Annotated in this window: 25 protein-coding genes and 1 pseudogene; 7 read left to right on the forward strand and 19 right to left on the reverse strand. The window is 66.9% G+C overall.

The window, feature by feature from the left end; translation table 11 throughout:
• Positions 1 to 18: 18 nt before the first annotated feature.
• From EXR94_05545 to murA, 11 genes are all read right to left on the reverse strand, one after another.
• A complete protein-coding gene (locus tag EXR94_05545; GenBank protein ID MSR02188.1) occupies positions 19 to 798 on the reverse strand; it encodes a TatD family deoxyribonuclease in 780 nt (259 codons plus the stop codon).
• A 21-nt stretch (positions 799 to 819) separates the two neighbouring features.
• Complete coding sequence (gene secD, locus EXR94_05550; protein ID MSR02189.1) at positions 820 to 3417, reverse strand: protein translocase subunit SecD; 2598 nt, start codon at positions 3415 to 3417, stop codon at positions 820 to 822.
• A 15-nt stretch (positions 3418 to 3432) separates the two neighbouring features.
• Entirely contained in the window at positions 3433 to 4353 is a 921-nt protein-coding gene (locus tag EXR94_05555; GenBank protein MSR02190.1) for a bifunctional riboflavin kinase/FAD synthetase, read from the reverse strand.
• Positions 4350 to 5162, reverse strand: coding sequence for a tRNA pseudouridine(55) synthase TruB (truB, locus tag EXR94_05560; GenBank protein ID MSR02191.1), 813 nt, complete (start codon positions 5160 to 5162; stop codon positions 4350 to 4352). The genes EXR94_05555 and truB overlap by 4 nt, the downstream gene beginning before the upstream one ends.
• Before the next feature lie 32 nt (positions 5163 to 5194).
• Positions 5195 to 5569, reverse strand: a complete 375-nt coding sequence (gene rbfA, locus EXR94_05565; protein ID MSR02192.1) for a 30S ribosome-binding factor RbfA — start codon at positions 5567 to 5569, stop codon at positions 5195 to 5197.
• 9 nt (positions 5570 to 5578) lie between these two features.
• Positions 5579 to 8485 carry a translation initiation factor IF-2 gene (locus EXR94_05570; GenBank protein ID MSR02193.1) on the reverse strand — a complete coding sequence of 969 codons (2907 nt, stop codon included), beginning with the start codon at positions 8483 to 8485 and terminating at the stop codon, positions 5579 to 5581.
• Entirely contained in the window at positions 8485 to 8802 is a 318-nt protein-coding gene (locus EXR94_05575) for a hypothetical protein (GenBank protein MSR02194.1), read from the reverse strand. Before EXR94_05575 ends, EXR94_05570 begins: the two co-directional genes overlap by 1 nt.
• Complete coding sequence (gene nusA / locus EXR94_05580; GenBank protein ID MSR02195.1) at positions 8799 to 10121, reverse strand: transcription termination factor NusA; 1323 nt, start codon at positions 10119 to 10121, stop codon at positions 8799 to 8801. The genes EXR94_05575 and nusA overlap by 4 nt, the downstream gene beginning before the upstream one ends.
• A 270-nt stretch (positions 10122 to 10391) precedes the next feature.
• A complete protein-coding gene (locus EXR94_05585; GenBank protein ID MSR02196.1) occupies positions 10392 to 10760 on the reverse strand; it encodes a hypothetical protein in 369 nt (122 codons plus the stop codon).
• A 35-nt stretch (positions 10761 to 10795) separates the two neighbouring features.
• Positions 10796 to 11563, reverse strand: a complete 768-nt coding sequence (locus EXR94_05590) for a laccase domain-containing protein (protein ID MSR02197.1) — start codon at positions 11561 to 11563, stop codon at positions 10796 to 10798.
• Positions 11544 to 12827 (reverse strand): UDP-N-acetylglucosamine 1-carboxyvinyltransferase, encoded by a 1284-nt coding sequence (gene murA, locus EXR94_05595; GenBank protein MSR02198.1) that lies wholly within the window; start codon positions 12825 to 12827, stop codon positions 11544 to 11546. Before murA ends, EXR94_05590 begins: the two co-directional genes overlap by 20 nt.
• Positions 12828 to 12885: 58 nt before the next feature.
• Between murA and EXR94_05600 the strand changes: the two genes are divergently transcribed.
• The 3 genes from EXR94_05600 to EXR94_05610 are packed head-to-tail and all read left to right on the forward strand — an operon-like array spanning position 12886 to position 14375.
• The gene (locus EXR94_05600) at positions 12886 to 13110 is read left to right on the forward strand and encodes a hypothetical protein (GenBank protein MSR02199.1); all 225 of its coding nucleotides are present in this window, start codon (positions 12886 to 12888) and stop codon (positions 13108 to 13110) included.
• On the forward strand, positions 13031 to 14308 hold the full coding sequence (locus EXR94_05605; protein ID MSR02200.1) for a hypothetical protein: 1278 nt from the start codon (positions 13031 to 13033) through the stop codon (positions 14306 to 14308). The genes EXR94_05600 and EXR94_05605 overlap by 80 nt, the downstream gene beginning before the upstream one ends.
• Positions 14274 to 14375, forward strand: a complete 102-nt coding sequence (locus EXR94_05610; GenBank protein ID MSR02201.1) for a 30S ribosomal protein THX — start codon at positions 14274 to 14276, stop codon at positions 14373 to 14375. Before EXR94_05605 ends, EXR94_05610 begins: the two co-directional genes overlap by 35 nt.
• Positions 14376 to 14416: 41 nt before the next feature.
• Here EXR94_05610 and EXR94_05615 read toward each other — a convergent pair whose 3' ends face one another.
• The 8 genes and pseudogenes from EXR94_05615 to EXR94_05650 form a co-directional block, all read right to left on the reverse strand.
• Positions 14417 to 14674 (reverse strand): aminotransferase class V-fold PLP-dependent enzyme, encoded by a 258-nt coding sequence (locus EXR94_05615; protein ID MSR02202.1) that lies wholly within the window; start codon positions 14672 to 14674, stop codon positions 14417 to 14419.
• A gap of 115 nt (positions 14675 to 14789) precedes the next feature.
• Positions 14790 to 15470, reverse strand: a pseudogene (locus EXR94_05620) (aminotransferase class V-fold PLP-dependent enzyme).
• A gap of 161 nt (positions 15471 to 15631) precedes the next feature.
• Entirely contained in the window at positions 15632 to 17047 is a 1416-nt protein-coding gene (gatB, locus tag EXR94_05625; protein ID MSR02203.1) for an Asp-tRNA(Asn)/Glu-tRNA(Gln) amidotransferase subunit GatB, read from the reverse strand.
• The gene (gene gatA / locus EXR94_05630; GenBank protein MSR02204.1) at positions 17048 to 18427 is read right to left on the reverse strand and encodes an Asp-tRNA(Asn)/Glu-tRNA(Gln) amidotransferase subunit GatA; all 1380 of its coding nucleotides are present in this window, start codon (positions 18425 to 18427) and stop codon (positions 17048 to 17050) included.
• Positions 18424 to 18720 carry an aspartyl/glutamyl-tRNA amidotransferase subunit C gene (locus tag EXR94_05635; GenBank protein MSR02205.1) on the reverse strand — a complete coding sequence of 99 codons (297 nt, stop codon included), beginning with the start codon at positions 18718 to 18720 and terminating at the stop codon, positions 18424 to 18426. Before EXR94_05635 ends, gatA begins: the two co-directional genes overlap by 4 nt.
• Positions 18717 to 21008, reverse strand: a complete 2292-nt coding sequence (locus tag EXR94_05640) for an ATP-dependent DNA helicase PcrA (protein MSR02206.1) — start codon at positions 21006 to 21008, stop codon at positions 18717 to 18719. Before EXR94_05640 ends, EXR94_05635 begins: the two co-directional genes overlap by 4 nt.
• Positions 21009 to 21012: 4 nt before the next feature.
• Positions 21013 to 22287: a serine--tRNA ligase gene (locus EXR94_05645; protein MSR02207.1), complete on the reverse strand. Its 1275-nt coding sequence runs from the start codon at positions 22285 to 22287 to the stop codon at positions 21013 to 21015.
• Entirely contained in the window at positions 22284 to 22853 is a 570-nt protein-coding gene (locus EXR94_05650) for a hypothetical protein (GenBank protein ID MSR02208.1), read from the reverse strand. Before EXR94_05650 ends, EXR94_05645 begins: the two co-directional genes overlap by 4 nt.
• Before the next feature lie 116 nt (positions 22854 to 22969).
• Between EXR94_05650 and EXR94_05655 the strand changes: the two genes are divergently transcribed.
• Genes EXR94_05655 through EXR94_05670 form a run of 4 tightly spaced genes read left to right on the forward strand, consistent with a single transcriptional unit; the run spans position 22970 to position 26323 of the window.
• On the forward strand, positions 22970 to 23320 hold the full coding sequence (locus tag EXR94_05655) for a hypothetical protein (GenBank protein ID MSR02209.1): 351 nt from the start codon (positions 22970 to 22972) through the stop codon (positions 23318 to 23320).
• Positions 23320 to 24351 (forward strand): mannose-1-phosphate guanylyltransferase, encoded by a 1032-nt coding sequence (locus EXR94_05660; GenBank protein MSR02210.1) that lies wholly within the window; start codon positions 23320 to 23322, stop codon positions 24349 to 24351. The genes EXR94_05655 and EXR94_05660 overlap by 1 nt, the downstream gene beginning before the upstream one ends.
• Positions 24348 to 25505, forward strand: coding sequence for a hypothetical protein (locus EXR94_05665; protein ID MSR02211.1), 1158 nt, complete (start codon positions 24348 to 24350; stop codon positions 25503 to 25505). Before EXR94_05660 ends, EXR94_05665 begins: the two co-directional genes overlap by 4 nt.
• Entirely contained in the window at positions 25502 to 26323 is an 822-nt protein-coding gene (locus EXR94_05670; GenBank protein ID MSR02212.1) for an MBL fold metallo-hydrolase, read from the forward strand. Before EXR94_05665 ends, EXR94_05670 begins: the two co-directional genes overlap by 4 nt.
• The last annotated feature ends 22 nt before the right edge of the window (positions 26324 to 26345 follow it).

Consider the following 26345-nt stretch of genomic DNA (forward strand, 5'->3'; position numbering starts at 1 on the left):
ACGACCTCCTCTGAAAGTTCAGGGCTGCGAAACCCGGGGACCGAAGACCCGCACGGCGTTCGCGACCAGCGTGGCCGCCAGGGCGGCCTCGTCCTGCCCCATCACCTCCGCCAAGCGGCGGGCGGTAGCCCGGACGTACGCCGGTTCGTTGCGCTTGCCGCGAAACGGCACCGGGGCGAGGTATGGCGCGTCGGTTTCAACCAAAAGACGGTCGAGCGGCACCTCTCGGACAGCGGGGTCGAGTTGCCACGACTTGAAGGTGATCATGCCGCTCAGGCTGATGTAGTGTCCCAATGCGACGGCGCGGCGGAGCAGTCCGGCGCCGCTCGAAAACGAATGCATGACGGCCACCACGCCGGGTTGGTTGGCGAGCACCGCGGCCATGTCGTCGTCGGCGTTCCGAGCGTGGATCACCACCGGCTTGGCGGCGGCGCGGGCAATCTCGAGTTGGGCTTCGAACGCCGAGCGCTGGAGGTCCCGGGGCGAGTAATCGTAGTGATAGTCGAGCCCCATCTCGCCGGCGGCGACGACCCGTGGGTCAGAGAGGGCCGCGGCCAGCCAGGTCCCAAGCTCCGGAGTCCACCGGGTGGCCTCGTGGGGGTGGAGGCCGGCCGTGGCCGAGAGGGCGGTTGGGAACCGGTCGACGAGGCGCTGGGCTCGCTGGTAGGCCTCGGGCGACTCCCCGATGACGACCGCGTGCCTGACGTCCTCCGCGGTCATCCGCGAAACCACCCCGTCAACCTCGGCGGCAAAGGCCGGGTCGGCGAGGTGGCAATGCGTGTCGATGAGGGCCGACACGGGACCGACGGCGTCGACTCCTCAGCCCACCGGCTGGGGTCGGCTGGCCGCCGGCGGCGCGCTCCGAGCCCCTCGGGGGCTGGTGAGGCCCTCGCCGATCTTTGGCGGCCACTTGTGCTCGATCCACAGCAGCACCGGTGCGGCGATAAAGATCGACGAGAATGTACCCGTGAAGACGCCGAAGAACATCACCAAGCCGAAGGGCCGGATCACCGCTCCGCCGAAGATGACGAGCGCCGCCAAGGTGGCTAGGGTGATGCCGTGCGTCAGGATGCTTCGCGGCAGGGTCTCATTGATCGAGCGATTCAGGATCGAGCCGAAGTCGTCTCGCCGGAACTTGTGGAGGTTCTCGCGGGCCCGGTCGAAGATAATGATCGTGTCGTTGAGCGAGTACCCGACCATGGTCAGAAACGCCGCCACGACGACCAAGCTCACCTCGATGTCGGCCACCGCCACGAACGCCACCGTGGCCAGCAAATCGTGCGCGGTGGCGATCACCGCCGCCAGGCCGAAGCGCCACTCGAAACGGTAGGCCAGATACGCCAAGACCGCGAAGAACGACAAGAAGATCGCGAGGAAGGCCTGGGTCTGGAGTTCGTCGCCGACCTTGGCGCCGACCGCCTCGGTCCGAAGGATCTCGAACTTGCCGGCTCCCAGTACTTGGTCGAGGCCGGCCTCGACCGCCGTCGCCGCGGCCTGGGTGTTATTCGCGTCGGCGGCCGTTTTCCCGATTCGGGCCCGGACCACGAACTCACCCGGCTGGCCGAAGCCGGAGACTTCAGCCCCCGGTAGCCCACTCCGAATTTGGTCGTCCGTGGTGCTCGGATCGGCCTTGACCTGGAGCAACGTACCACCGGTGAACTCGACACTGTAGTTCACTCCGCGGGCCACCAGAAAGACTGCACCGACCACCAGGATCGCGGCCGTGATCCCATAGGCATATTTCCGGACGGCGATGAAGTCGTAGTTGGCGTTCTTGAACCACCGGATCGAGCCGACCGACAACGTGGCGGCGTCTGAATTCCGCTGCAACCACCACATGTAGAAGGTCCGGGTTGCGAAGATGGCGGTAAACATTGAGGCGAAAATGCCGACGATCAGGGTCACCGCAAAACCCTTGACCGGGCCGGTACCGAACCAGAACAGGAACATCGCAGTGAGGACCTGGGCGAGGTTCGAGTCCACGATGGCCGGCATGGCGTGGCGGAACCCCTCGTCGATCGACAGCCGGATGGTCTTGCCCAGACCCAATTCTTCTCGGGTCCGCTCGAAGATCAGGACGTTGGCGTCGACCGCGATCCCGATCGACAGCAAGAACCCGGCAAGGCCCGGCAACGTCAACGTCGCTTCGAACAAGGCCAGGGCGCCCATCGTGAGCACACCGTACAACACGAGGGCCCCGACGGCAACGACCCCGCTCATCGCGTAATACCCAATCATGATCAAGACCACGAGGACGGTCCCGATGACGCCTGCCAAGATCCCGCTTCGGATCGAATCGTTACCGAGGCTCGGGCCGACTTGGCGCTCTTCGACGATCTTGAGCGGGGTCGGGAGCGCGCCAGCCCGGAGGGTCAACGCGAGATCCTGGGCCTCCTGTAGGGACCGTCCGCCGAGCTGAATCCGGCCCTGGCGGTCGATCCGGCTCTGAATGACCGGCGGCCGCCCTTGGACCTCATTGTCGAGCACGATGGCCATGTAGTCGCCGACGTGCCGCCCGGTTTCCTGACCGAATTTCCGGCCCCCGGGCCGGTCGAGTTCGAAGTTGACCTCCGCGCCGTTGGTCAGCGGATCGACCTGGGCTGTGGCGTTGACCAAGCTCGCGCCGGTGATGATCGGTTTTTCCTCGAGCGCGTAGAGCAACCGATAGGTCGCCGTGCCGACGCTGGTCGCCGCGGTGGCCCACCGGAACTCGACGTTCCGGGGCCAGAGCCGCCGGATTTCGGGCAACCGGAGCAGGCTGTCGACGTACTTGTAGGCGCTTTCCTTGACGGCATACTCGCCCGGCATTTGCTGCACGCCGGCCACGCCGGCCGACTCGATCACCGAAGCCAGCACACCACCCTTGACCGCCGCGGTGTCTTCGGCGGCGGCCTTCGTGGTTGAATCGCCGCCCAACAACTCCTGCACCGCTGATGGCTTTGCCGCCTGGGCCCCGACGGACGCCGCCATCACGCCGAGGTCGCGAAGGGCCCGATCCATCGACGGGATTGCCTTGTCGAGTGCCTGGGTTTTATCGGTGATCCGGAACTCGAGAAAGGCCGCTCGCTGCACCAACGCCTTTGCCCGGGCCGGGTCCTTGAGGCCCGGCAACTCCACCACGATCCGGTCGTTGCCGACCTTTTGAATCAGGGGTTCGAGCACACCGAACTCATCGTACCGTTTCCGCAACACGGTGAGCGCTAAGTCGAGGTCCTTGGCCGGGTCGGCCGACACCCGCTCGCTTTGATCGAGTTCGAGGCCCAAGTGCATCCCGCCTTGGAGGTCGAGACCCAGATTGACGACCGAGCCCACCTGCGTTCCCGTCGTGGTCTTCCGCTTGTTGTTCCACAACGACAAGCCGGCCGCCGCGAGGATGAGCGCGATGAGGATGATCCGATTGCGAAGATTGGTGAACATCGTTCCGACACCACGTTAAAGGTCTCTCGTGCCTTCGAGTGCCGCCCGCGCGGCACGCCGATCGATTTCCAATTGGACCCGAAGCGCGTCCAGCGAGTCGAACCGCCGGATCGGGCGAAGCGGTGCGACCCATTCGATTCGGATCTCCCGCCCGTATAAATCGCCGTCAAAATCGAAGAGATGGGCCTCCAACCACCGGCCCCCATCCCCGACCGTCGGGCGACTGCCCTGGTTCATCATCCCGCCGGCGACCCCGCCGCCCCACTCCACCCGCACCGCGTAGACCCCGTCGGGGGGCAGCAATTTACTCTCGGGCGGCGCCAGGTTCACAGTCGGAACCCCAATGGTTCGCCCCCGCTCGGCGCCCCGCTCCACCCGCCCGCTGACCCGATAGGGCCGGCCCAAGCCGCGGGCCGCCTCCCCGAAGTTCCCGGTTTCGATCGCGGCTCGAATCGCGCTGCTGGAGATGACGTTCTCGCCATCCGCCACCGGGTCCACCGCTTCGACCCGAAATCCGTGCCGGCGTCCGAGCGCCTCTAACGTGGCCAGATCGCCCGACCGGCCCCGGCCGAATCCGTGATCATGCCCCACCACCAACTCGGCCATCCGACACCGGTCGAGCAGCACCGACCGGACGAAGGCCTCCGGTTCGAGCGCCGCCAAGGCGCGGTCGAATCGGAGCACCACCAAGTAGTCGAGCTCGGTCTCGGCCAACGCGGCTGCTCGCTCCGCCGCCGTGGTCAACCGCCGGGGCGCCATCTCCGGCCGGAGCACCGCCAGCGGATGGGGCTCGAATGTGACCAACACGCTGGCCCGGTTCGCCGCCCGGGCCCTCGCAACCAGGTCGTCCAGCACCGCCCGGTGTCCCCGATGAAGCCCGTCGAACGTGCCGACCGTCACGACGGTGCCGTTGGCCATGACCGGGAGCCGGCTCATGCCGCCATCACGAGCACCGGCTGCCACGCCCCGTCCGTGGCCGTTCCGATCGCAACCAGCTGCCCATTCAACACCAGTGCGGCGGATCCACCGCCCGTCGTTTCCCCAACCCGTCGACCCTGCCGGAGCCACCCGGCCTCCTCCTCGGAGACCGTCACCCTGGGCATCGTCCCAAGCAATGCCAGCGGCTCGATCAGCGGCTCCGCACCGGTCAGCGAGGCCAGCGGAACCGCGTCGTGGACGTGAAACGGACCGACCGACTCCCGGCGGAGCTCGACCAAATGGCCGCCCGTACCTAACGATTCACCGAGGTCGCGGGCCATGGCGCGGAGGTACGTCCCCGGGCCCACAACCGCCCGCCACGATACCAATGGCGGTGCATACTCGACCACAGTGACCCGGTCGATCGTGACCGTGGCCGGCTTGAGGTCGACCGCCCGCCCCTGCCGGGCCAACGTATAACTCCGAACCCCGTCGACCTTCTTGGCCGAGTAGGCGGGCGGTCGTTGCTCGATCGATCCGACGAACCGGTCGAGCGCGGCCTCAACCGCGCCTGGTGAGGGCCACTCGCCGCTCCATTCCTGGCCGGCCCGCTCGCCGGTCCCGTCGTCGGTCGTGGTGGCGAATCCGAGCCGGGCGGTGGCCAGGTACGTCTTCCGTTCCGCTTCCACGAACCGGGCCAGCCGAGTGGCGCCACCTAACATTACGACTAACAATCCCGTCGCGAACGGATCGAGCGTCCCGGTATGGCCGACCGCCTTGATCTGGAACCGCCGGCGCACGGCGGCCACGACATCGTGCGAGGTCATGCCGGCCGGTTTGTCGATCAAAAGGCCGCCCGTCAGGGCGCCTCCTCACCCCGCTTGAGGGCGCCCAGGATCGCCTCGATCTTGGCGGCATGCTCCTGGCCCCGGTCGGCTACGAAGCTCAACTGCGGGGTGATTCGGGTGGCCAACGCCTCCGCCACCTTAGAGCGGAGAAACCCCGCCGCCCGTCCGAGTCCCTCGAGTGCCGCATCCCGCTCCGCTTCTTCGCCATGGACCGTGACCAGAATTCTGGCGTACGACAGGTCCGGGCTCACTTCGATCCCGGTGATCGTGACCATCTGGATCCGCGGATCCCGGATCTCGCGGAGCAACGCCTCCGCGACGACCTGACGAATGACCTCGGCAACCTGATCCGGCCGGCGCTTCGACGACGGGGACGAGCGGGCCACCGGGAGCGCCTAACCGGCCGCGCTGACCGGCGGGCTCGCCAGGGTCCGCTTCACCTCGTCAACCCGGAATGCCTCGATCCGGTCGCCGACTTTCACGTCGTTGAAGTTCTCGACCCCGATGCCGCACTCGAGACCTTCCTTGACTTCCTTGACGTCGTCCTTGAAGCGTTTCAGGCTTGACATCGTCCCGCTGTACACTGCCTTGCCGTCCCGTACCACCCGAACCTTGGCGGTCCGAATGATGGTGCCCGACCGGACCATGCTGCCGGCGATCGTTCCGATCTTGGTGACCTTGAACAGTTCCAGAACTTCGGCCTCGCCGAGGATCGTTTCCTTCTCCTCTGGCTTGAGGAGGCCTTCCAGTGCGTTCTTCACATCCTCGACGGCTTCATAGATGATCCGGTAGGTCCGGACGTCGACCTGTTCCTGCTCGGCCAACTGACGGGCATTGGCGTCGGGCCGGACATGGAAGCCGAGAATGATGCTACCCGAGGCCTTGGCGAGGAGCACGTCGCTACCCGTGATCGCGCCGACGCCGCGGTGGACGATATCGACCCGGACTTCGCTGGTCGACAGCTGGGCCAGGGCGTCCGCGAGGGCTTCCGCCGGACCACCCTGGTCGGCCTTGATGATGATCCGGAGCTGGCTGACTTGGCCGGCCTTGAGCTGGCGGCTGATGTCCTCCAGCGAGGCACCGCGCTGGCTCCGCCGGTTCTGGGCTTCCCGATCGAGCCGTTGTCGCTTCTGGGCAATGTCGCGGGCTTCGCCCGCGTCGGCCACGCTCAAGAACACGTCGCCCGCGGCCGGGACGCCCTCGAACCCGAGGACCCGCAACGGAATTGACGGACCGGCTTCCTTGACCGTCTTGCCGCGTTCGTCGGTCAACGCCCGAACCCGGCCGGAGAACTTGCCGCAAATGAAATTGTCGCCGACCCGGAGGGTTCCGCGCTGGACCAGCACGGTGGCGAGTGGCCCCTTGCCCGGGTCGAGCGTGGCTTCGAGGACCGCCCCGGTGGCGCGGGCGTCGGCGTTGGCCTTGAGGTCGAGGATCTCAGCTTGGAGCAGGATCTGCTCCAGTAGGTGATCGATCCCGGTGCCCTTCTTGGCCGAAATCGGTGCCGAGAGCACCTTCCCGCCGAACTCTTCGAGTACCACGTTGTGCTGCAAGAGATCTTGTTTGACCTTCTGCACGTTGGCGGTCGGGAGATCGACTTTATTGATCGCCACGATCATCGGCACGCCGGCATTCTTGGCGTGGCTGATTGCTTCAATCGTTTGGGGCATGACTTGGTCGTCAGCGGCAATGACCAGCACGACGATGTCGGTGACCTGAGCACCCCGGGCCCGCATGGCCGTAAAAGCTTCGTGACCGGGCGTGTCCAGGAAGGTGATGGTCTTCTCCCCGTCCGCGAGCGTGACGTGATAGGCCCCGATGTGCTGGGTAATGCCGCCCGCCTCGCCGGCCACGACGTTGGCTTTCCGGATATAGTCGAGCAAGGAGGTCTTGCCGTGGTCGACGTGACCCATGATCGTGACCACCGGCGGCCGGGAGGTGAGTTGGTCGGCCGTATCAACCGCGGGCGTCGATGCCTCGGCGGCGTAATCTTCTTCCTTGGTGGCCTGGAACCCGAATTCCGACGCGATCATTTCGATCTGGTCGAAGTCGAGCCGCTGGTTCACCGTGACCATCATGCCCATTTCCTTGAACGCGAACTGGACGATCTGGGTGGCCGGGATCTTCATGGCATCGGCCAACTCGGACACCGAGACGAACTCGTTGACCCGAATCCGGGTCTTTTCGCGTTCGCGTTCCTCGGCACTCTTGGTGGCCAACATGTCCCGATAGCTCGGCTCGTCAGCCCGGCGTTTCCGCGGACCGCCCTTCATCCCGGCCAACGTCTTCAGGATGTTGGCTTGGACCTGATCCTGATCGACGTAGTTCTTCCGGGTCTTCTTACCTTTCTTGCGATTACCCTGGGCGGAACGGGCTGGTGCGTCGGGCCCGAACGTCCGGGCTGCTGGTGCGCCCGGTGCACCGGGTCGGCCCGGGGGGCCGCCTCGGCTCGGCGGCCCGCCCCGTCCCGGAGGACCGCCCGGGCGAGGCGAGCCGGGACGCGGCGGACTGCCGGGACGATTGAATTGACCGGGCCGGTTTGCGGCACCCGGAGGGCCGCTCCGGGGTGCACCACGATCGCCCTGGGGCCGATCGCGGTTCGGGCCGCCGGCGGAGCTGAACACCGGGCGCGGTCCGGCCGGCGGCCGGGTAACCCGCGGCGGTACGAACGGCCGACGGGGAGGCGCGTTGGGATCGAGCGCCTGCACCGACACCGGGGGAAGCCGGGGTGGAATCGGAGGCAACGGGGGCGCCACCGCCCGGGGCGGCGGCGGGGGGGGGGGCGGCTCGACCGGCTCCGGCTCGGCGGCGGGCTCGTCCGCGGACGGCGGCGCCGGCTCCTTGAACAAGGCCTTGGCCCGCTCTTGAATCGAAACCACCGGCACCGGGGGCGCCGCCGGGGTGTCGATCCGCTCGAACTGGATCGGTTTCTCGAGGTCGAGAATCGCGTCATGCGCGGCCTTCTCGGCCACCGCAACCGCTTCCGATTCGGCGACCTCGGCCGCGGTGCGCCGGCGCTTCGACGGCTTGATCTCCGGCGAAACGAGGGCCTCGGCGACGGGGGCTTCCGGAGCGGCGGCGGCCTTCGGGCTCCGCCGCTTCGGCTTCTTGGGCTCATCGGGGGCCGCAGCCTGCTTCCGCTTCTCCCGTTCCCAGCGGAGGCGTACCGCAGCCACCTGCGCGTCGTCGAGCGGCTGCAACGGGCCGCGGGCGACGACATGCATGTCTTTGAGCAGCGTCATCAGCTGCTCAGTCGGAACTCCGAACTCACCGGCTAAATCCTGGACTTTCGTCTTGACCACTAGGCCTCCGTCGAACCCTGCCCACGCGCGAACCGGATAATGCCGTCCGCCAACGCCGAATCGCGTACCCCGGCAACCATCACCGGCGGCTTGCCCAGTCGGGCTCCCATTTCCTGTGCAACCGGGCCCGCCACTTGGGGGACCCCCCGCGCCGTGGCCAACCGGGCGGCCTTCTCGAGCGCCCGCTGACTGGCGTCGCTCGCTACCACGATACAGCGGCACTCGTTGGCCTGGAGGGCCCGGCGAACCGCCTCAACTCCGACAATCACGTGACCCGCCTTGAGACCGATCCCAAGCAGGCCGGTGAGATCGCTCATTCGCTCTTCGCCGCGTCCTCGCCAGGTTCATCCGCCGTCAAGTCGGCCAGGAACGCCAACAACTGCTCGGCGGCTTCCGGGGTGACCCCTTCGATCTTCAGCAGGTCGGCCCGTTCGAGATCGAGGACGTCGTTCAATGTCCGGTAGCCGGCGCCGTCGAGTTTCGTCACCAAGTCCGGTGACAGACCCTTCAGTTCCGACAATTGGATTTGGGTCACGATTTCGTCACCAAGCGGTTCCGGTGCGAACAATGGCCCTTCGCCACCGCGTTCGAGCCACTCTCGGCTCGAATAGAGGTCGATCTTCCAACCCGTCAACTCCGAAGCCAACCGGACGTTCTGGCCGTTTTTCCCGATGGCCAGGGACAACTGGTCTTCGTCGACGACCGCCTGAATCGTCTTGCTTTCAGGATCGGAGAACACCTTGGCCACTCGGGCCGGCGCCAGCGAGAGCCGGGCAAACCGCTCCGGATCCGGCGACCACGGCACGATGTCGATGCGTTCACCCGATAGTTCGTTGACCACCGCCTGCACCCGCGAACCCTTGAGACCGACACAAGCGCCGACCGGATCGATGGCGTCGTCCTTCGAGATGACCGCCACCTTGGTGCGGCTGCCCACTTCCCGGGCAATGGCCCGGATCTCGACGACGTTCTGGGCGATTTCCGGAACTTCGAGGCGGAACAGCGCGGCCACGAACATCGGATCGGCGCGGGACAACACCAGCCGAGGACCCTTGGACGTTTCCTCGAGCCGCTTCAACACGGCCCGGATGATATCGCCCTGATGGAAATGCTCTCGGTGGTTCTGTTCCCGGTACGGGACGATAGCCTCGGCCTCTTTGAACTTGGCGAGCATCAGGACCACCTTGCCCCGCTCGATCTGCTGAACCTCGCCCGAGAGCAGTTCGCCGATCTTGTCGCCGAACTCTTCGCGGATCTTGGTCCGTTCGCCTTCGCGAACCCGCTGGATGATCCGTTGCTTGGCGGCCTGCACCGCCAACCGGCCGAACTCCGTGAACGGAACTTCTTCCTCAAGCACATCGCCGGGCTGGAAGTTGGCGTCTTCGTACCGCGCGTCCTCGAGCGCCACCTGGCAGCTCGGATCGTCGACGGTTTCGGAGACGGTCCGGAGCCGGACCACCCGAATGATGCCCTTCAACTCATCGACCTCGAGTTCGAATTTGACATTAGGCCCGAACTTCCGAACCAACGCGGCGTGAATGCCGTCGCGCAGGAGGTCGAGAAGATCGGAGCGATCAAGTTGTTTGGCGTTCGTGAGTTCACGGAACGCCGTCAGCATTTCGACTGAGCCAGCCATCGACTTTACCCCCCACAGCGGAGGTCAAGGTGAGCGCGAGCCACCGGCAGCTCGCGACGAGTCCGCTAAGAAATATGAGCACTGGACGACCGCTGGGCAGGAAGCCACAACGTACGTCCCCAGTGGGCGGGGGGACATACGATCCAAACCTGGGCTCCGAAAACAAAAATGTGGGGGAAAACCCCACATCTCCACGAGCCACACTCCCCCAACCGCACCGAACGGAAGAATCTACCCGTGCCGGGGGGGAACGTCAATTGGCTCGATCCGCTATTGCCTTGAGTTGTCGACCGTTACGCCAATGGAACGGAAGCCGACGTTGCCGGCAAAATCGGTCGCTTCGACCCGGAGCGCGTGGGGGCCGTTCCCCGCCCCCTGGGTGGCCCAAACGACTCCATACGGTTCGGCGAGGTCTTCGAGCAGGACGACCCCATCCACTTTGAACACGACCTTCGCAACCCCAAATCCATCAAAGACTTGGGCCGAAAAAGCCACCTGCCCGGACACCGTGGAATCGGCTTTGGGCGACACAATGAACACGATCGGGGTGTCCGTGTCCGCCTGGGCGGGATTCCCGCATCCGGCACTGGCCCAAGCCAAGCCAGCCAAGCCGGCCGCAACGAGTTTTCGGGTCATCATGTCAGTTCTCCGTACGAGGAATCCTCGGCCCTGAATTATGGGGCCAGGAGCCCGAGGAACGCTACCATCCGGCCGTCCCGTCCCCCGGACCCCCGATGGCTCATGAACCGATCAGTCATGTGCGCTGAGCAATGGGAGGACACCGTGATGGTGCCGATCCCCTGGGCGCGGCCCTGCTCCGCCAAAACCGCTCGGAGGTCGACCCGCGGCTGGTCGGGGCGTCCGCACGCCGAGGCCACCTCCGGGCCAACCTGGTAGCAATCGCCGCAGATGCCGACCCCGCAGTGCATCACCAAATCCGCCGGAGCGGAACCGGCCCGGCAGGCCAGCCCCTCGACGCCGGCCGCGACGATCCCCGCGGCCGTGCCCCGCCAGCCCGCGTGGAGCAAGGCGATGGCCCGGCGCACCGGGTCCACGAGGTAGACCGGCACGCAGTCGGCCGCCGAGACCGAGAGGAGGAGTCCTCGGTGAGAGGTCGCGTGGCCGTCGGCGTCTTCGTGGATGGCGAAGCCCCGGAAGGGTTCCTGCCAGAGCACCCGGGTGCCGTGAACCTGGCGGGCCACCGTGAGGCCGACGAACTCGGGAAACGCCCCCGCGAGCACCCGCCACCGATCGAGGACCCGCCCGACGCCTTGGCTGCCGGCGAGGCCCAGGTCGAACGGCTCCGGGGTCGGCCCGCGGGTCGTGATGCCGGCCACCACGCCGAACCGTTCCCGCCACCCGGGAACGGCCAACCACGGCAACGGCCCGCCGGCCCCGTCCGCTTCAGCGAGCCGGGCCGGCTCAGTCGTCAACCCGTTCAATCTCGGCGCCTAACGCCCGAAGCCGGGTGTCGATCCGCTCGTACCCCCGCTCGATCTGGCCGATGTTGTGGATCGTGCTCTGCCCCTCGGCCGCGAGCGCCGCGAGCAACATGGCCATCCCGGCCCGGATGTCGGGGGACTCGACCGTCCCGCCCCGAAGCGGCGAGGGCCCCGCGATGACGGCGCGGTGGGGATCGCACAGCACGATCCGAGCGCCCATCCCGATCAGCTTGTCGACGAAGTAGAGCCTCGACTCAAACATCTTTTCGAAGATCAGGACCATCCCAGTGCACTGGGTGGCCGCGACGACGGCGATCGACATCGTGTCGGCCGGGAACGCCGGCCAGGGCCCGTCCTCAAGTTTCGGGACATGACCGCCGACATCGGCCCGGATTCGCCGCTCCTGGTCTCGATCGACGATCAGTTGATCGCCATCGAGACGGGGGCGAATGCCGAGGCGGTCGAAGCCGATCAGGGTGGCCCTGAGATCGTCCCCCCGGACCCCGTCGATCGTGAGCTGGCCGTTGGTGACGGCCGCCAAGCCGATGAAACTCCCGATCTCGATGTGGTCGGGGCCGATCTCATAGTGGGTCCCGTGGAGCGGCTTCCCACCGGTAATCACGTAGGTATTGCTCCCGATACCCTGAATCTCCGCCCCCATGGCCACCAGCATCCGCGCCAGGTCTTGGACGTGGGGCTCGGCGGCGGCGTTCCGGAGGATCGTGGTGCCCTTCGCGGCGACCGCCGCCATCAGCGCGTTCTCGGTCCCCGTGACGCTCGGCTCGTCAAGGAAGATGTCCGCACCCACGAGCGTCTTGGCGTCGATCTTGTAGCGGTCGCCCACCAGGATCGTGGCGCCGAGCGCTTCGAGCGCCAGGAAGTGGGTGTCGACCCGCCGGCGCCCGATGACGTCGCCGCCGGGGGGCGGCAACTCCACCTGGCCAAACCGAGCCAGGAGCGGCGCCGCCAGCAGAATCGACGCCCGGATCTTGGCGCAGAGCCCCGGATCGAGGGGTTTCGACGTCACCCCGGCCGGGTCGACCCGCACCGTGTTCGGGCCGGTCCACGCCACCCGGGCGCCCAGGTCCTCCAGCAGCGCCATCATCATCGCGACGTCGCGGATTTTCGGCACGTTCCCAAGGTCGACCGGGCCATCGGCGAGCAGCGTCGCGGCGAGGATCGGGAGGGCGGCATTCTTGTTTCCAGCCGGTCGGACGGTCCCCGAAAGGGACCGCCCGCCTTGGACGATGAATTTGGGAGGCATGGAGCAAACCTCGCCACCGCCCTAGCGGCGCGTCAAGCGGCTGACGTTATTTTGCGGGATGATCACGCCCCTGCCCTGGGTCGGCCCCACTGTGGCCCTTGCCCTTGTCGCCATTGCGCTCGCCTTCCTGACCATCGCCCTCGTGGCCCTGGCCGCGGCCCGCAAGGCCACCAGCGAGGCCTCCCACCTCGCCCGCGAACTCGGTGAGTTGCGACGGGAATGGGCTCCGACCATCCAGGCCCTCACGGCGCAGGGGGCGAGGTGGACGAGGTGGACGAGGTGATTGTCGTGAGCCGCCGGCTCAGGAAAAGCGCGGTCCGGGGGGCCCGGCGGATCGAGGGCCGACTCGAGGACCTCGATGCGCTGTACGGAGCCGTCTCGTCCGAGGTCCAGGAAACCGCGCTCGACGTCGCCGCCACCCTCCGGACGGTCCGGGCGGGCGCTTCGGCCCTCAACCGGATCAAGCGGTTCTTGGGCCGAGGACGGCGGTGACCCGATCGCCGGTGCTGGTCGGTGTCGTCCTGGCTTGCCTGGCCTTGGTGCTTTCGCCCACCGACGCCCACGCCTGGACCCACGGCACCCACATCTACCTCACCGACACGATCCTGGCCAACGCCGGCCTATTGCCGGGCAGCGTGGCCGATCTCATTCGGGCCTTCCCGTATGACTTTCTCTACGGCGCGATCGCCCCGGATACCTCGATCGCCAAGCAGTACGTCCCCAAGGGCCGTCATTCCCATTTCTGGAACGTCGGACAAGAGACCTTCGACTTCGCCGCGACGGATGCGCTCCGGGCCTTCGGGCTCGGCTATCTGACCCATCTGGCGGCGGATACGGTCGCACACAACTACTTTGTTCCTCGGCAGCTGCTGCTCACCAGCAGTCCGCAGACGATGGGACACCAGTACTGGGAACTCCGGGCCGAGACCCATCTCACGGACCGGTTTGCCCGTCGGGCCCGCGAGCTGATTCGCCTCGATCACACCTTGGCGGATACGCACCTCGGACGGATCGTGTCACCGACCCTGTTCAGTGTGAAGACCAACCGGCGTATCTTCCGGAGCATCGTCCACCTCTCGGACACCAAGAGTTGGCAGCGGGCCATGCAGGCGGCTCGGGAGCGGAGCCGGTGGTTATTGACCGATGCGGACGTGGAACGGCATCTAGCGACTTCCTATGACTTCATCATGGAAACGCTCGCGGAAACGGCGAATCGAGGCGGGTTCGCCCGGACCCTCGATCCGTCGGGAGACACCCCGCTTCGGCGGGCCAAACGGTGGCGGCGGGAAGCATTGTGGCAGGGCGGCTTGTGGGTGCCGGAACGAATGGTCGAGGTGGCCGAACAACGATTCGGTTTGCCGGACCCCGGTCTCGGGTTCTGGCGGGCGTCGGTGGTCGAGCGGCCGTGGATTACACTGACTTCAACAACAGAAGGAGCATCGGACAATGGGCAAGGGCGATCGCCGGAGCCGGAAGGGTAAGATCTTCCGAGGAACCGCAGGCAAGAAGCGACCGAAAGGCAAGAAAAAGCCGGAGAAGAAGGCGTAGCGATTACCGAAGGGCGGGCATCAGCCCGCCCGGTTCCACCCCTACCCGATGCTCTGAACCGCCGCGATCAACCGGTCGATTTCCGCCTCGGTCGTATAGCACGCGCACCCGGCCCGAACCAACCCCTCCGCCCCCAACCCCAGGCGTTCCACCACGGGCGTCGCGTAGAAGTCGCCGTGACTCACGAAGACGGCCTGCTCGGCCAAGTGGCTGGCCACTCGGCTCGAGCTGACGCGGTCCAACGAATCCAAGCGTCGGCGTCCTGGTCCCCTCGAGCCCCTGTCCAAAGCGTCGGACACCCGGGGTGCTCCCGAGCCCGTCCCCCAATCGGCGGAACAACGTCATGGCCCGTTCGTGCAGGACCTCGTACGAGGCGATCAGGGATGCCCGCCGGCCGCCGTGGGGTGATACGCCGGCGAGAAAATCGATGGCGGCGTGCGTGCCGGCAATCCCTTCGTGGCTTGGGGTCCCGGTCTCGAGTCGCTCGGGGCTCGACTCGGGTGCGGACCGCACCTTCGGAATGTCGAGGCCGTCGATCAGCGCCTTTCGGCCATAGAGGATCCCCAGGTGCGGACCATAGAACTTGTAGGGCGAGCAGCCGAGGTAGTCGCAGCCAATGGCCTGGACATCGGGCAGCACGTGGGGCGCCGAGTGAACCGCATCGACGAAGGAGAGAGCCCCGTGGGCCCGGGCCGCGTCACAGGCCACCCGGACATCGGATCGGTCACGGTGCCTAACGCGTTGGAGGCCCACCCCACGGCCACCAAACGGGTTCGTGGGCCGATCGCCCTGACCAGCCGGTCGAGGTCGAGGGTGCCGTCCTCGACCCGGAACGGAATCCGAACTAAGGCCAATCCGGCATCGCGGGCAATCGCCTCCCAGGGGCCCACATTGCCCTGATGATCGAGTTCGGTCACCACGATTTCGTCGCCCGCTTGCCAGCCGCGAACCAGTCCCCGTGCCAGATGGAACGTCAGCGTGGTCATGTTGAGCCCGAAGGCGACCTCGTCCGGACTCGCGTTCAAAAAACCCCCGACCGCTTGGCGGGCCTCGCCGATCAGGACGTCGGTTTCGCGGCTGCTCGGGTAGTGCCAGTGGGTGTTGGCGTTGTGATGGCGGAGGTAATCGGCCATCGCCTCGATGACCGGTTCCGGCACTTGGGTGCCGCCCGGCCCGTCGAAATTAGGCCACCGGGATCCCCCGGTACAACCGGTCGAGGGCCCGGAACTCCCGCCGGATCAGAGCCACGGACTGACTCATTCGAGTTTCCTTTCGATCAACGACCCAATGGCCTTGGGGTCGGCTTGGCCACGGCTCAATTTCATGACCTGCCCGACCAAGAACCCGAGCAACTTCGTTTCCCCGCTCCGGCACCGTTCGACTTCCTTCGGCGAGGCGGCCAGCACTTGGTCGACCCAGGCCTCCAGCGCGCCGTCGTCACGGACCTGCATTAAACCGAGTCTGGCGGCCGCCACGGCCGGCGTTTCGCCCGACGCCGAGATCGCTTCGAGGATAGTCTTCCCGGCCGAGTGGCTGACCTCGCCCCGCTCCACGATCGCGATCACGGCGGCGAGCGTGGCGGCGGGCACCGGCACGGTCCCGGCGGCGTTGTAGTGGCCCAAGATCTCGCCCATGACCCAGTTGGCCGAGGGCTTGGGGGCCGCTCCGGCGTGGACGACCGCCTCGAAATAGTCGCCGATCCGCCGGTCGGCGGCCAGCACCCTGGCATCGTAGGCCGACAGCCCGTACCCGGCGGCGAATCGTTCTCGCTTGGCGTCGGGCAATTCGGGAATGGCGGCCCGGGCTTCGGCGATCCACTCGGCGGACAGCACGACCTCCGGCAGGTCGGGATCGGGAAAATAGCGGTAGTCGTGACTGTCTTCCTTCGACCGCATCGGCCGGACGGTGCCAGTGGCCGCATTGAACAGCAGCGTGACTTGCTCCACGGCTTGCCCGGCTTCGAGGAGCGCCTGCTGCCGTTCCCGCTCGGCGTCGATGGCCCGCGCGACATTGGCGAAGCTGTTCATGTTCTTGACTTCGGTCTTGGTGCCTAACGGCGCTCCGGGGCGGCGGAGCGAGATGTTGGCGTCGACCCGGAGGCTTCCCTGCTCCATGCTGCACTCGCTGATGCCGGCGTAGACCAGGATTTGCTTCAGGGTGGTCAGATAGGCGCGGGCCTCGCCGGCACTTCGCAAATCGGGGCCGGTCACGATTTCGGCGAGCGGGAGGCCGGCCCGGTTGAGGTCGATGGCGGTGGCGTTCGCAAACCGGTCGTGGAGCGACTTGCCCGCGTCCTCTTCGACGTGGAGCCGGGCGATCGGAACGCTGATCGGTCCCCGTTCGGGCGACTCGCAGCGGACCGACCCGCCGGTCGCGAGCGGCCGGTCGAATTGCGAAATCTGGTATCCCTTGGGCAGGTCGGGATAGAAGTAGTTCTTCCGGGAAAACACGCTCCGCCGATGGACCGTGCAGTCGAGCGCCAAGGCGGCCCGGGTGGCGAGCCGGAGGGCGCCCTCATTGGGAACCGGCAAGGCACCGGGAAGGCCCAGGCACACCGGACAAACATTGTGATTCGGCGGGCTGCCGAATGTGGTTGGGCAACCGCAGAACAACTTCGAGACCGTGGCGAGCTGCACGTGGACTTCGAGGCCGATGACCGTTTCCCAACTCATTCAGCGGACCTCGGCCGTTGGATCGAGCCGGGCCTCGAGCGCGGCGGCAATGGCCAGCAACGGGGCTTCCTGCCAGGCCGGTGCAATGACTTGAACTCCAATCGGGAGACCGCTGTCCCGTCCCACCGGGAGGCTCAGAGCCGGGAGGCCCGCCAGGCTCACCGCCGAAACGAAGATGTCGGCGAGGTACATGGCCACGGGGTCGGCGGTCTTGTCACCGGCCTTGAAGGCCGGCGTTGGGGTCGTCGGGGTAATCAGCGCGTCGATCCCAGCCCCGAACACCCGGGAGAAGTCGTCGCGGATTCGGGCCCGGGCCGCTTGCGCCCTCCCGTAGTATGCGTCGTAGTAGCCGGCGCTGAGCACATAGGTCCCGATCAGAATGCGCCGCTGCACTTCGGGGCCGAAGCCCTGGCCCCGGGTGGCCCGGTACATCGTGGTGACGTCGTTATCGCCGCCCTCTCGGAGGCCGAACCTGACGCCGTCAAATCGGGCCAGGTTGGCCGCCGCCTCGGCCGGGGCGAGGACGTAGTAGGCGGGCACCGCGTACGACGTGTGCGGCAGCGACACGTCCTGGACCCGACCGCCGAGATCCCGAATCAGGCCGATCGCCCGGTCGACGCCGGCCCGGACGCCGGGGTGGAGGTCGGGCGCGAAGTATTCGACCGGCAGTCCGAAGGTGAGCCCCCGGAGGTCGTGGCGCGGCGGATCGAGCGCCAGCGGTGGCTCCGCCCTGGCGGTGGCGTCGGCGGGATCGGCGCCCGAGACGACGGCCAGCACCCGGGCGGCGTGGTCGACGGTCCGCCCGAAGACCGAAACGCAGTCGAGCGACGACCCGAAGGCCACCAGGCCGTACCGGCTGACCCGGCCGTAGGACGGCTTGACGCCGACGATGCCGCAGAAGGCCGCCGGTTGTCTCACCGAGCCGCCGGTCTCCGAGCCTAACGCCGCCGGCACCACGCCGGCCGCCACCAACGCGGCCGATCCGCCGGAGCTTCCCCCCGGCACCCGATCTCCGTCGAGCGGATGGAGCACCCGCCCGTAGGCCGAGTGCTCCGTCGACCCACCCATGGCGAACTCGTCCATGTTGGTTTTGCATGCCACCATCCCGCCGGCGGCCCGAAGCCGGTCAATGACCGTGGCGTTGAACGGCGACCGGTAGCCCTCGAGGATCTTCGAGGCGCAGGTGGTCGGCAAGTCGGTGGTGACGATGTTGTCTTTGATGGCGATGGGCCAGGCGTAGAGCGGGCCACCGGGCTCCAGGGCCTCAACCCGCCGAGCTTCAGCCGCGAGCGCGGCCGGCGACCAGGCCAAGGCGGCGTTTAACGAACCGGCCCGGTCGAGACGATCCGCCGTATCGGCGGCGACGGCGGTGGGATTCACCCGTCAGCCCGCGCCTGGGACCGCGGTACCACGAAGAATCCCTCGACGAATTGCGGCGCAAAGTCCGCCGGGCCCGTGGCCATCGGCGGTTGCCGCACCACATCCGCTCGGAACCCAGGCGCCGGGGCCGGTTCGTCGGCCGAAGACTCTCCGCCCGCGGCCAGGGCTCTGAGTTGACCGACATACGACACGATCCGGTCGAGTTGCGCCGCCAACGTGGACACCTCGTCGTCCGCCACCTCGAGCGCAGCCAAGGCTGCGAGGCGGGCCACGTCGGCCGGCGTTACGCTCATGCGCTCTCCCAATCCCGTTCGAGGCCGGCGTAGGCCACCAAGAGCTGTTTGGTGCCGAACTCAGGATCATCGAAGGCCACCGTGACCTTGAGGTCCTTTCCGCCGCCCTGGAGACCCTGAATCAGGCCACTCCCGAACCGGCGATGCTTGACCCGCTCGCCTTTGACGTAGCGCGGCGCGTCTTGGGAGACCTCTTCGACCGCGTCTCGATCGGGTGCCTTCGGCGCCGAGCCGAAGGACGGTTGCGGAGGCCGTTTTTCCCAGGTGTTGCCGCCGAATCGGGCGCCCGAGGTCCGGCCGCCGTAGCGGTTGGCGCCGCCCCAGCTCGGGGCAAACAGCGACGACGTGGTCTTCTCATCGACAATGCCCGGCGGAATCGTTTCGAGGAATCGGGAGGCCATGCTCGGGAGGATTTCCCCGCCCCGCCGCCGCGACCGCGCAAAGGAGAGGTAGAGCTTGTCCTTGGCCCGCGTCAGCGCCACGTAAAAGAGCCGCCGTTCCTCTTCGAGTCCCTCGGTTGACTCCGCCGCTCGGGAGAGCGGAAACAGGCCGTCCTCCATGCCCGCCACCACGACGAGGGGCCACTCGAGGCCTTTGGCGGTGTGAACGGTCATCAGGGTCACCCCAGCCTCGTCGCCGTCGGACTTATCGACCGCCGACAACAACGCCGCTTCGGTCAGGAAGCGCTGGAGCGGGGTGGTCTCGTCGCCTTCGGTCACCACTTCCGACCAGCTGGCCGCCGCCGCGACCAGTTCCTTGACGTTGTCCCAACGGTCTTTGCCCTCCGGGCCTTCCTCGTGCAACACCCGTTCGTAGTTGATGGCTTCGATGACCGCCTCAAGGATCACCGCGGGCTGGTCGCCGCCGACCCGCTGTTTGAGGCCGCCGATCAACTCGGCAAACCGGCGGAAGGCCTCTCGGATGTTCGGGCGGAGCCCGGCAATCCGTTCGGCAATACTTGAGGTGTCGAGGAGCGGGCGGCCCCAAGTGGCGGCCACCTCACGGAGGGCGGCGAGGCTGGTGTCCCCGATGCCCCGTCGGGGAACCCCGACCGCTCGAAGGAACGCCTCATCGTCCGCGGGGTTCACCAAGAGCCGGAGGTAGGCCAGCAGGTCCTTGACCTCGCGGCGCTCGTAAAAGCTCACCGAACCGACCACCCGGTAAGTCATGCCGGCGCGGCGAAAGGCCTCTTCCATGGCCCGGGATTGGGCGTTGGTGCGGTAGAGGACCGTCATCTGGCTGGTCGTGTAGTCGCCGGAGGCCCGTCGGGCGCCCAGCTCCTTCACGATCCACTCCGCCTCGTCCCGCTCGTCGGCGGCACCCACCATGGTCACCGGCTGGCCGCCGCTCCGCCGGGTCCGAAGGGTCTTCCCAATCCGGCCGGCGTTCGGCGCAATGGCTGCATTGGCCGCGTCGAGCACCACTTGGGTGCTCCGGTAGTTCTCTTCGAGCCGGACCAGTCGGCAGCCTTCGAAGTCCTGCTGGAACTCGCGCATATTCCGAACTTCGGCGCCCCGCCATCCATAGATCGATTGGTCATCATCCCCGACGACGAAGGCGTTTCGATGGCGGGCGCTCAGGTCGCGAATCAGCTGGTACTGGGCCTTGTTGGTATCCTGAAACTCATCCACCAGCACGAAGCCGAACCGCTGCTGGTACCAGGCCAGCCGTTCGGGGTGGTTCTTGAAGAGGGTCAGTGGATGGAGCATGAGATCGTCGAAGTCCATCGCGTTCTGGTTCTTGAGCGCGGTGGTCAGGCCCCGGTAGATCTCGGCGGCGACGCCGGTCAGCGGATCGGGGCTCGAGGCATGGAGCTGGTCGGGCGACTGCATCCGGTTCTTGGCGCTCGAAATCACGTTCTGCACCAGCTTCGGCGGGAACATCTTCGGCGACACGTTCCGCTGCTCCAGCAAGCGTTTGATCAGCGCCAATCGGTCGGTTTCGTCATAGATGGTGAACTCCCGGGAGAACCCGAGATGCTCGGCCTCGCGCCGGAGGAGCCGGGCCGAGAGGCTATGGAAGGTGCCGATCCAGAGCCCCGCCGGGTCGCGATCCAGCATCGCGCCGATCCGCTCTTTCATCTCGGCGGCAGCCCGGTTCGTAAACGTGACGGCGAAGATCTTGTCGGGCCGGACCCCGTGGCGCTCGATCAGCAGGGCAATCCGGGTGGTCAGCACCCGGGTCTTCCCTGACCCGGCACCGGCCAGGACGAGCATCGGGCCCTCGACATGTTCGGCCGCCGCGCGCTGCTCGGGGTTGAGCGCGAGGACCAGGTCGGAGCTCGCCATGTCGTTAGGCCGTGATGCGATCGGTACCGAGGTATGGCACCAGGACGTCAGGGACTCGGATCGACCCGTCGGCCTCCTGGTAGTTCTCGAGGATGGCGATGATGGTCCGGGGAAAAGCAACTCCCGACGCGTTCAGGGTATGCACGAACTCGGGCTTCACGCCGGGCGCCGGCCGGAATCGCACATTGGCCCGGCGGGCCTGGAAGTCGGTGAAGGTGCTGGAACTCGAGACCTCGAGCCACGCGCCGGTGCCGGGAGCCCAGACTTCGAGGTCGTAGGTCCGGGCCGAGGCGAAACCGGTATCTCCGGCCGCGAGTTCGAGAACCCGGTACGGCAGACCAAGCCGTTGGAGCACCGTCTCGGCATGACCCGTCATGGTGTGATGGTCGGCGTCGCTGGCCGTCGGCTGGCACAACCGGACCAATTCGACTTTGTCGAACTGGTGGACCCGAATCAGCCCCCGGGTATCCTTGCCGTGCGAAAACGCCTCCTGGCGAAAGCACGGCGTGTACGCCACGAAGGTTTTCGGCAGGTCCGCGGCATCGAGGATTTCATCCCGGTGGATATTGGTGACCGGGACTTCGGCGGTTGGAATCAGAAACAGGTCGTCGGCGGTCCGGTACATGTCCTCTTCGAACTTCGGCAGCTGGCCGGTGCCCGTCAGCGAGGCTCGATTGACGAGGTAGGGCGGCTGAACCTCGCGGTAGCCGTGCTCGCGGGTATGGAGGTCGAGCATGAAATTGGCCAGCGACCGGACCAACCGGGCACCGAGGCCGGTATAGAGCGGGAAGCCCGACCCGGTGATCTTGGCGCCCCGGGGCAGATCGAATAGGCGCAAGGTCTCCCCAAGCTCCCAGTGCGGCTTGGCGGCAAACGGAAACGTCTTCGGTTCGCTCCAGGCGCGAACCACTCGATTGGCGGTGGCGTCGCCGTCGGGTGTACTCGGGTGAGGCAGATTCGGGATTCCCAGCGCGACTCGCTGCAGCGCCTCATCGGCCAGCCTGAGTTCAGCGCCGAGGGCCTTGACTCGATCGCCCGACTCCCGGAGCTCGGCCATCAACTCGTCGGCGGGCTCCTTGGCCCGCTTCCGTTTGGCGACTTCTTCAGTGGCGGCGTTTCGTTTGGCCTTGAGCGCCTCGACTTGGGCAACGAGGCCCCGCCAGGTCTGGTCGAGGCCGGCCAACGCCTCAACGGCTTGGTCGGTCGAGGGATCCTGGCGGCGGGCGATGGAACGGCGGAAGGCTTCAGGGTCTTGGCGGAACAGCTTGACGTCGATCACCGTTTCGGCAAACCGGGTTCAAGGCCTCGGTACCCACAATTGACATTGGCCAGGATTCGGAACTTGACCGACCGCTGGACCTGGTCGAACCCGAGCACCTCAAGTTTGGCATAGTACGGGATCCCGAGATAGCACCCGTTGGGTAATCCCGAACGCACCTGCAGCACCTGACCCACCGCGAGCTTGACCGGTTTGTTGACGACGAATCCGGTTTGTTCGGCCTCGGTAATCGCGTCAAAACCAACCGTCGAGACGAGAAACCCGGCTCGGCCCGCCTCTGACGCGCTCGGCGGCGGCGGCGCCACCACCGTGTACGGGACGAACTCGGAGCCGTTGGTCGGGTCAATCCGGTAGAGGAAGTCGACATTGTATTGCGCCGGGTCCAGGCCAATCCGAATCAAGCTCCGGCTCGGAATCACGTATCCGCTGGGCCGGTCGAGGGCCGTGCCGTTGACCGCATAGATCTCCACCGTATCCACCGTGTTGGTGATGGAGGCGGGAAGGACGGCGAACGGGTCATTGCAGGCGGCGAGGATGACCGCGGCGACCACCGGAATAACTGCCAAGATGCGCATACGGGGGGGAAGCTAGGGACCGCGCCGGGGCCGGTCAACCCACGGTCTTTCCTTGACTTCGCTCGTGGACAGGGACTAGTCTGCTGAGGTTCTGACCCCGGTCATCCATGTCTTTCCGTTCCACCATCAATCAGTGGCCCTCCCGCTCATCGGTCCGCGGCGCGGCGGTGATCAGCGAGGACGGTCTGTTGATCCACGACGAATTGGACCCCGGGGCCGATCGGGAGGCCGTCGCCTCGGCGGCGGTGACCGTCCGTCGTCATGCCGAGCAACTCGGCACCGCCGCCGAGGGCGGGAGCCTCGGATCGGTGGTGGTGGAACTCAGTCAGGGTATGGCGGTCCTCGCGTCGCTCGACGACCGCCATACCCTGGTCGTCCTGGCCCGCCCCGATCGGGATCTGGGCCAGCTTCTCTTCGACATCCGGTCGGCGAGGGCAGTTCTCGCCGCGGTGGCCTGATGCAGTGGGCCGTTATTCTGGCCGGCGGGTCAGGCACCCGGTTTTGGCCGTTGTCGACTCCCACCCGACCCAAACAATTGCTCCCGCTGGCGGGCGCGGGGTCCACCGCGGAAGCGGCCTTTGAGCGATTGGCCGGCCTCCTGCCACCGGAGCGCATTCTCCTCGTAACCGGCGCTGGGCTCGCCGGTCCCCTGCGGACCAAACTGGGGGTGCCCGCGGAGAATGTCTTGGTCGAGCCGGAAGCCAAGTCGACCGGCCCAGCCCTGGTCTGGGGAAGCTGGGTGGCCCGATCCCGCGATCCCGAGGCGGTCGTGCTCTCGACCCACGCGGATTGGCACGTGCCCGATCCGGCGGCGTTCGTTCGAACCGCTGAAGTCGCGCTGGCGGTGGCGGACACCGCCCCGTGGCTCGTGACGGTCGGCGTGGTGCCGACCCGGCCGGAGACCGGGTACGGCTATATCATCCCGGGCCAGCCGGTCGAGGGCGGGTTCCTGGTGGCTGAGTTCAAGGAAAAGCCGACGGTCGAGGGGGCCGGCGCCCTGATCGCCCGGGGCGCCCTCTGGAACTCGGGTCTGTTTGCCTGGCGGGCCGACACCCTGCTCACGGAGATCGAGCGTCATGCGCCGGAAATGGCCGGAGCGCTCCCCGCCCTGGCCCGCGCCGATGTCGCGAGTTTCTTTCGACACTGCCACGCGGTCTCGATCGACGTCGGGGTGCTCGAGCGGAGTCCGGCGGTTGTCGTGGTGCCCGGCCCATTCGAATGGGACGATATCGGAACCTGGGAGGCGCTCGCCCGGATCCGGCCGCTCGATCCAAACCGCAATGTCCTGGCGGGGAACGTGACCGCCGTTGACACCCGCGACTCCATCGGGTGGAGCGAGACGATGCCGATCGTCATGGCCGGCGTCGAGAACGTGGTCGTGGTCGAAGCCAACGGCCGGATCTTGGTCATGGATCGACGGCACGCCGCCGGGCTGAAACAGATCCTCGAACAATTGCCACCATCCGTTCGGGAGATTGCGGTATCATGAAGATCTATTGCCTCGACCCTGCCGACCCCGGCGACGGGTGGCTCCCGTTCTCGGGGGTCCGCCCGATCGCCGAGCTTCGGGCCGGGGCATTCCTGATCTCGGATCGGTGGCGGCGGTTGCTCAACGCCGACGTGGCCGGGGTGATCTCGCCGGCAACGCCCCGGTTCGCCGACGTGGGCTCGCACCCGGTCGTTGATCAAACCTCGATTGTCGGACCGGCGATCGTCGTCCGGTCCACCTTTGCCCCGATCGGGACCGGTCTGGTGCTTCCCCCCGGGGTGTCGGGTCTCACGTCGAACGGCGCGACCGTGGCGTGGCTGGTGCCGCCGGGACAGCGGTGGCAGGGGCCCGAGGCCGTGCCTGACGGTTTCGCCATTCGGGGGATGCCGCTCGAACAGACCGCCGACCTGGTTGCGGCATGCGAGCGGTTGCTCGAGGATGATTGCGCCTCGCTCCGCGACGATGGCGGCGACACCGTGCCGCCCGGCTGCGTGGTTCTTGGCGATCCGGCGGGACTCGTGGTGCGAACCGCCTCGGTTGAGCCCCATGTGGTGTTCGACGTCCGCAAGGGTCCGATCGTGCTCGAGGCCGACTCCGTCGTTCGGGCCGGGACTCGCCTCGAAGGCCCGCTCTACGTCGGGCCGCACAGTTGGCTTCTCGGGGGCGCCATCCGCCACTCGGCCATCGGTCCGCACTGCCGGGTCCACGGTGAAGTCTCCGGCTCGGTGTTCTTGGGCTATGCAAACAAGAGCCACGACGGTTTCGTTGGCCACTCCGTCGTCGGGCAATGGGCCAACCTCGGCGCTGGGACGATTACCTCGAACCTGAAGAACACCTACGGTCCGATCCGTCTCGACGGCCCCAATGGCCGGATGGAAACCGGCCGTTCCCTGCTCGGGAGTCTGATCGGCGATCATGCCAAGACCGGCATCGGCACGTTGTTGGCCACCGGGACGGTCATTGGCGCCGGGGCCAACGTGCTCGCCGGCAAACTGCCCCGCTACATCCGGCCGTTCTTCTGGGATCAGCGCGACCACCTCACGCTCGACGGGTTCCTCACCATCGCCCGCCGGGTCATGCCGCGCCGCGGCGTCGAGGTCACGGCTGAGCTCGAGGCCTCGCTGGCTTCGCTGCACGGTCGCTTGGCCCGGTGATCAGGCTCTCGGTCCTCGGCTCCGGGTCGGGCGGTAATGCCTTCGTCCTGGAGAGTCCGGAAGGCATGTTGCTGCTCGATGCCGGGTTCAGTGCCAAGGAACTGACCCGCCGGGCCGCCCTGGTCGGCCTCGACTTGGGCAAACTCACGGCTATGGTGCTCACCCACGAGCACGGGGACCACGCCTCCGGTGCCCGGCGGCTGGCGACCCGGTTTGGGGTTCCGATCGCCGCCACCGAAGGGACCCTCCGAGCGCTGGCCCTGCCGCCGGAATGCCCGCGCCTGGTCTTGCGGGGTAGCTCGATCACCGAGATCGGTCCGTTTTCGCTGGAGAGTTGCCGGACCTTGCACGATGCCGCCGAGCCGACGGCGGTTGTCGTCGAAGCCGGCGACGTCCGGATCGGCCTAGCCTACGACTTTGGTCGCCCCACCATGGGGCTTCGGCATCTGCTCCGTCATTGCGACGCCATCGTCCTCGAGTCGAACTACGACGATGTGTTGCTCCGAACCAGCGACTATCCACCGTCGGTCCAGCACCGGATCGCGGGCTCGGGCGGTCACCTGTCGAACCGAGTGGCCGCTGAGTTGCTGAGCGAACTCCATCACGACGGTCTCTCGCTCATCGTGCTCGCCCACTTGAGCCGTCAGTGCAACGACCCCGGCGTGGCCCGTTCGACCGTCGGGAGCGCGTTGGCTCGGCGCGGATTCCGCGGCAGCCTCGAAGTCGCCGATCAACGGATTCCACTTGGCCCGCTCGATATTCGAGCCAGTGGGGCCAAGTACCGGTTGCCCGCCCAGGCCGCGCTTAAGCTTACCTAACGTCGAGGCCGGGCCGCCGCGG

The organism is Gemmatimonadota bacterium (assembly GCA_009692115.1).
Classification (GTDB): Bacteria; Gemmatimonadota; Gemmatimonadetes; order Gemmatimonadales; family GWC2-71-9; genus SHZU01.

What these genes read in the sequence shown, in the direction of transcription:
- secD (MSR02189.1), bottom strand. Translation starts at nt 3,417, where the DNA reads ATGTTCACCAATCTTCGCAATCGGATCATCCTCATCGCGCTCATCCTC.
- EXR94_05555 (MSR02190.1), bottom strand. Translation starts at nt 4,353, where the DNA reads ATGAGCCGGCTCCCGGTCATGGCCAACGGCACCGTCGTGACGGTCGGC.
- truB (MSR02191.1), bottom strand. Translation starts at nt 5,162, where the DNA reads ATGACCTCGCACGATGTCGTGGCCGCCGTGCGCCGGCGGTTCCAGATC.
- EXR94_05575 (MSR02194.1), bottom strand. Translation starts at nt 8,802, where the DNA reads ATGAGCGATCTCACCGGCCTGCTTGGGATCGGTCTCAAGGCGGGTCAC.
- nusA (MSR02195.1), bottom strand. Translation starts at nt 10,121, where the DNA reads ATGGCTGGCTCAGTCGAAATGCTGACGGCGTTCCGTGAACTCACGAAC.
- EXR94_05585 (MSR02196.1), bottom strand. Translation starts at nt 10,760, where the DNA reads ATGATGACCCGAAAACTCGTTGCGGCCGGCTTGGCTGGCTTGGCTTGG.
- murA (MSR02198.1), bottom strand. Translation starts at nt 12,827, where the DNA reads ATGCCTCCCAAATTCATCGTCCAAGGCGGGCGGTCCCTTTCGGGGACC.
- EXR94_05600 (MSR02199.1), top strand. Translation starts at nt 12,886, where the DNA reads ATGATCACGCCCCTGCCCTGGGTCGGCCCCACTGTGGCCCTTGCCCTT.
- EXR94_05610 (MSR02201.1), top strand. Translation starts at nt 14,274, where the DNA reads ATGGGCAAGGGCGATCGCCGGAGCCGGAAGGGTAAGATCTTCCGAGGA.
- gatB (MSR02203.1), bottom strand. Translation starts at nt 17,047, where the DNA reads ATGAGTTGGGAAACGGTCATCGGCCTCGAAGTCCACGTGCAGCTCGCC.
- EXR94_05635 (MSR02205.1), bottom strand. Translation starts at nt 18,720, where the DNA reads ATGAGCGTAACGCCGGCCGACGTGGCCCGCCTCGCAGCCTTGGCTGCG.
- EXR94_05640 (MSR02206.1), bottom strand. Translation starts at nt 21,008, where the DNA reads ATGGCGAGCTCCGACCTGGTCCTCGCGCTCAACCCCGAGCAGCGCGCG.
- EXR94_05655 (MSR02209.1), top strand. Translation starts at nt 22,970, where the DNA reads ATGTCTTTCCGTTCCACCATCAATCAGTGGCCCTCCCGCTCATCGGTC.
- EXR94_05660 (MSR02210.1), top strand. Translation starts at nt 23,320, where the DNA reads ATGCAGTGGGCCGTTATTCTGGCCGGCGGGTCAGGCACCCGGTTTTGG.
- EXR94_05665 (MSR02211.1), top strand. Translation starts at nt 24,348, where the DNA reads ATGAAGATCTATTGCCTCGACCCTGCCGACCCCGGCGACGGGTGGCTC.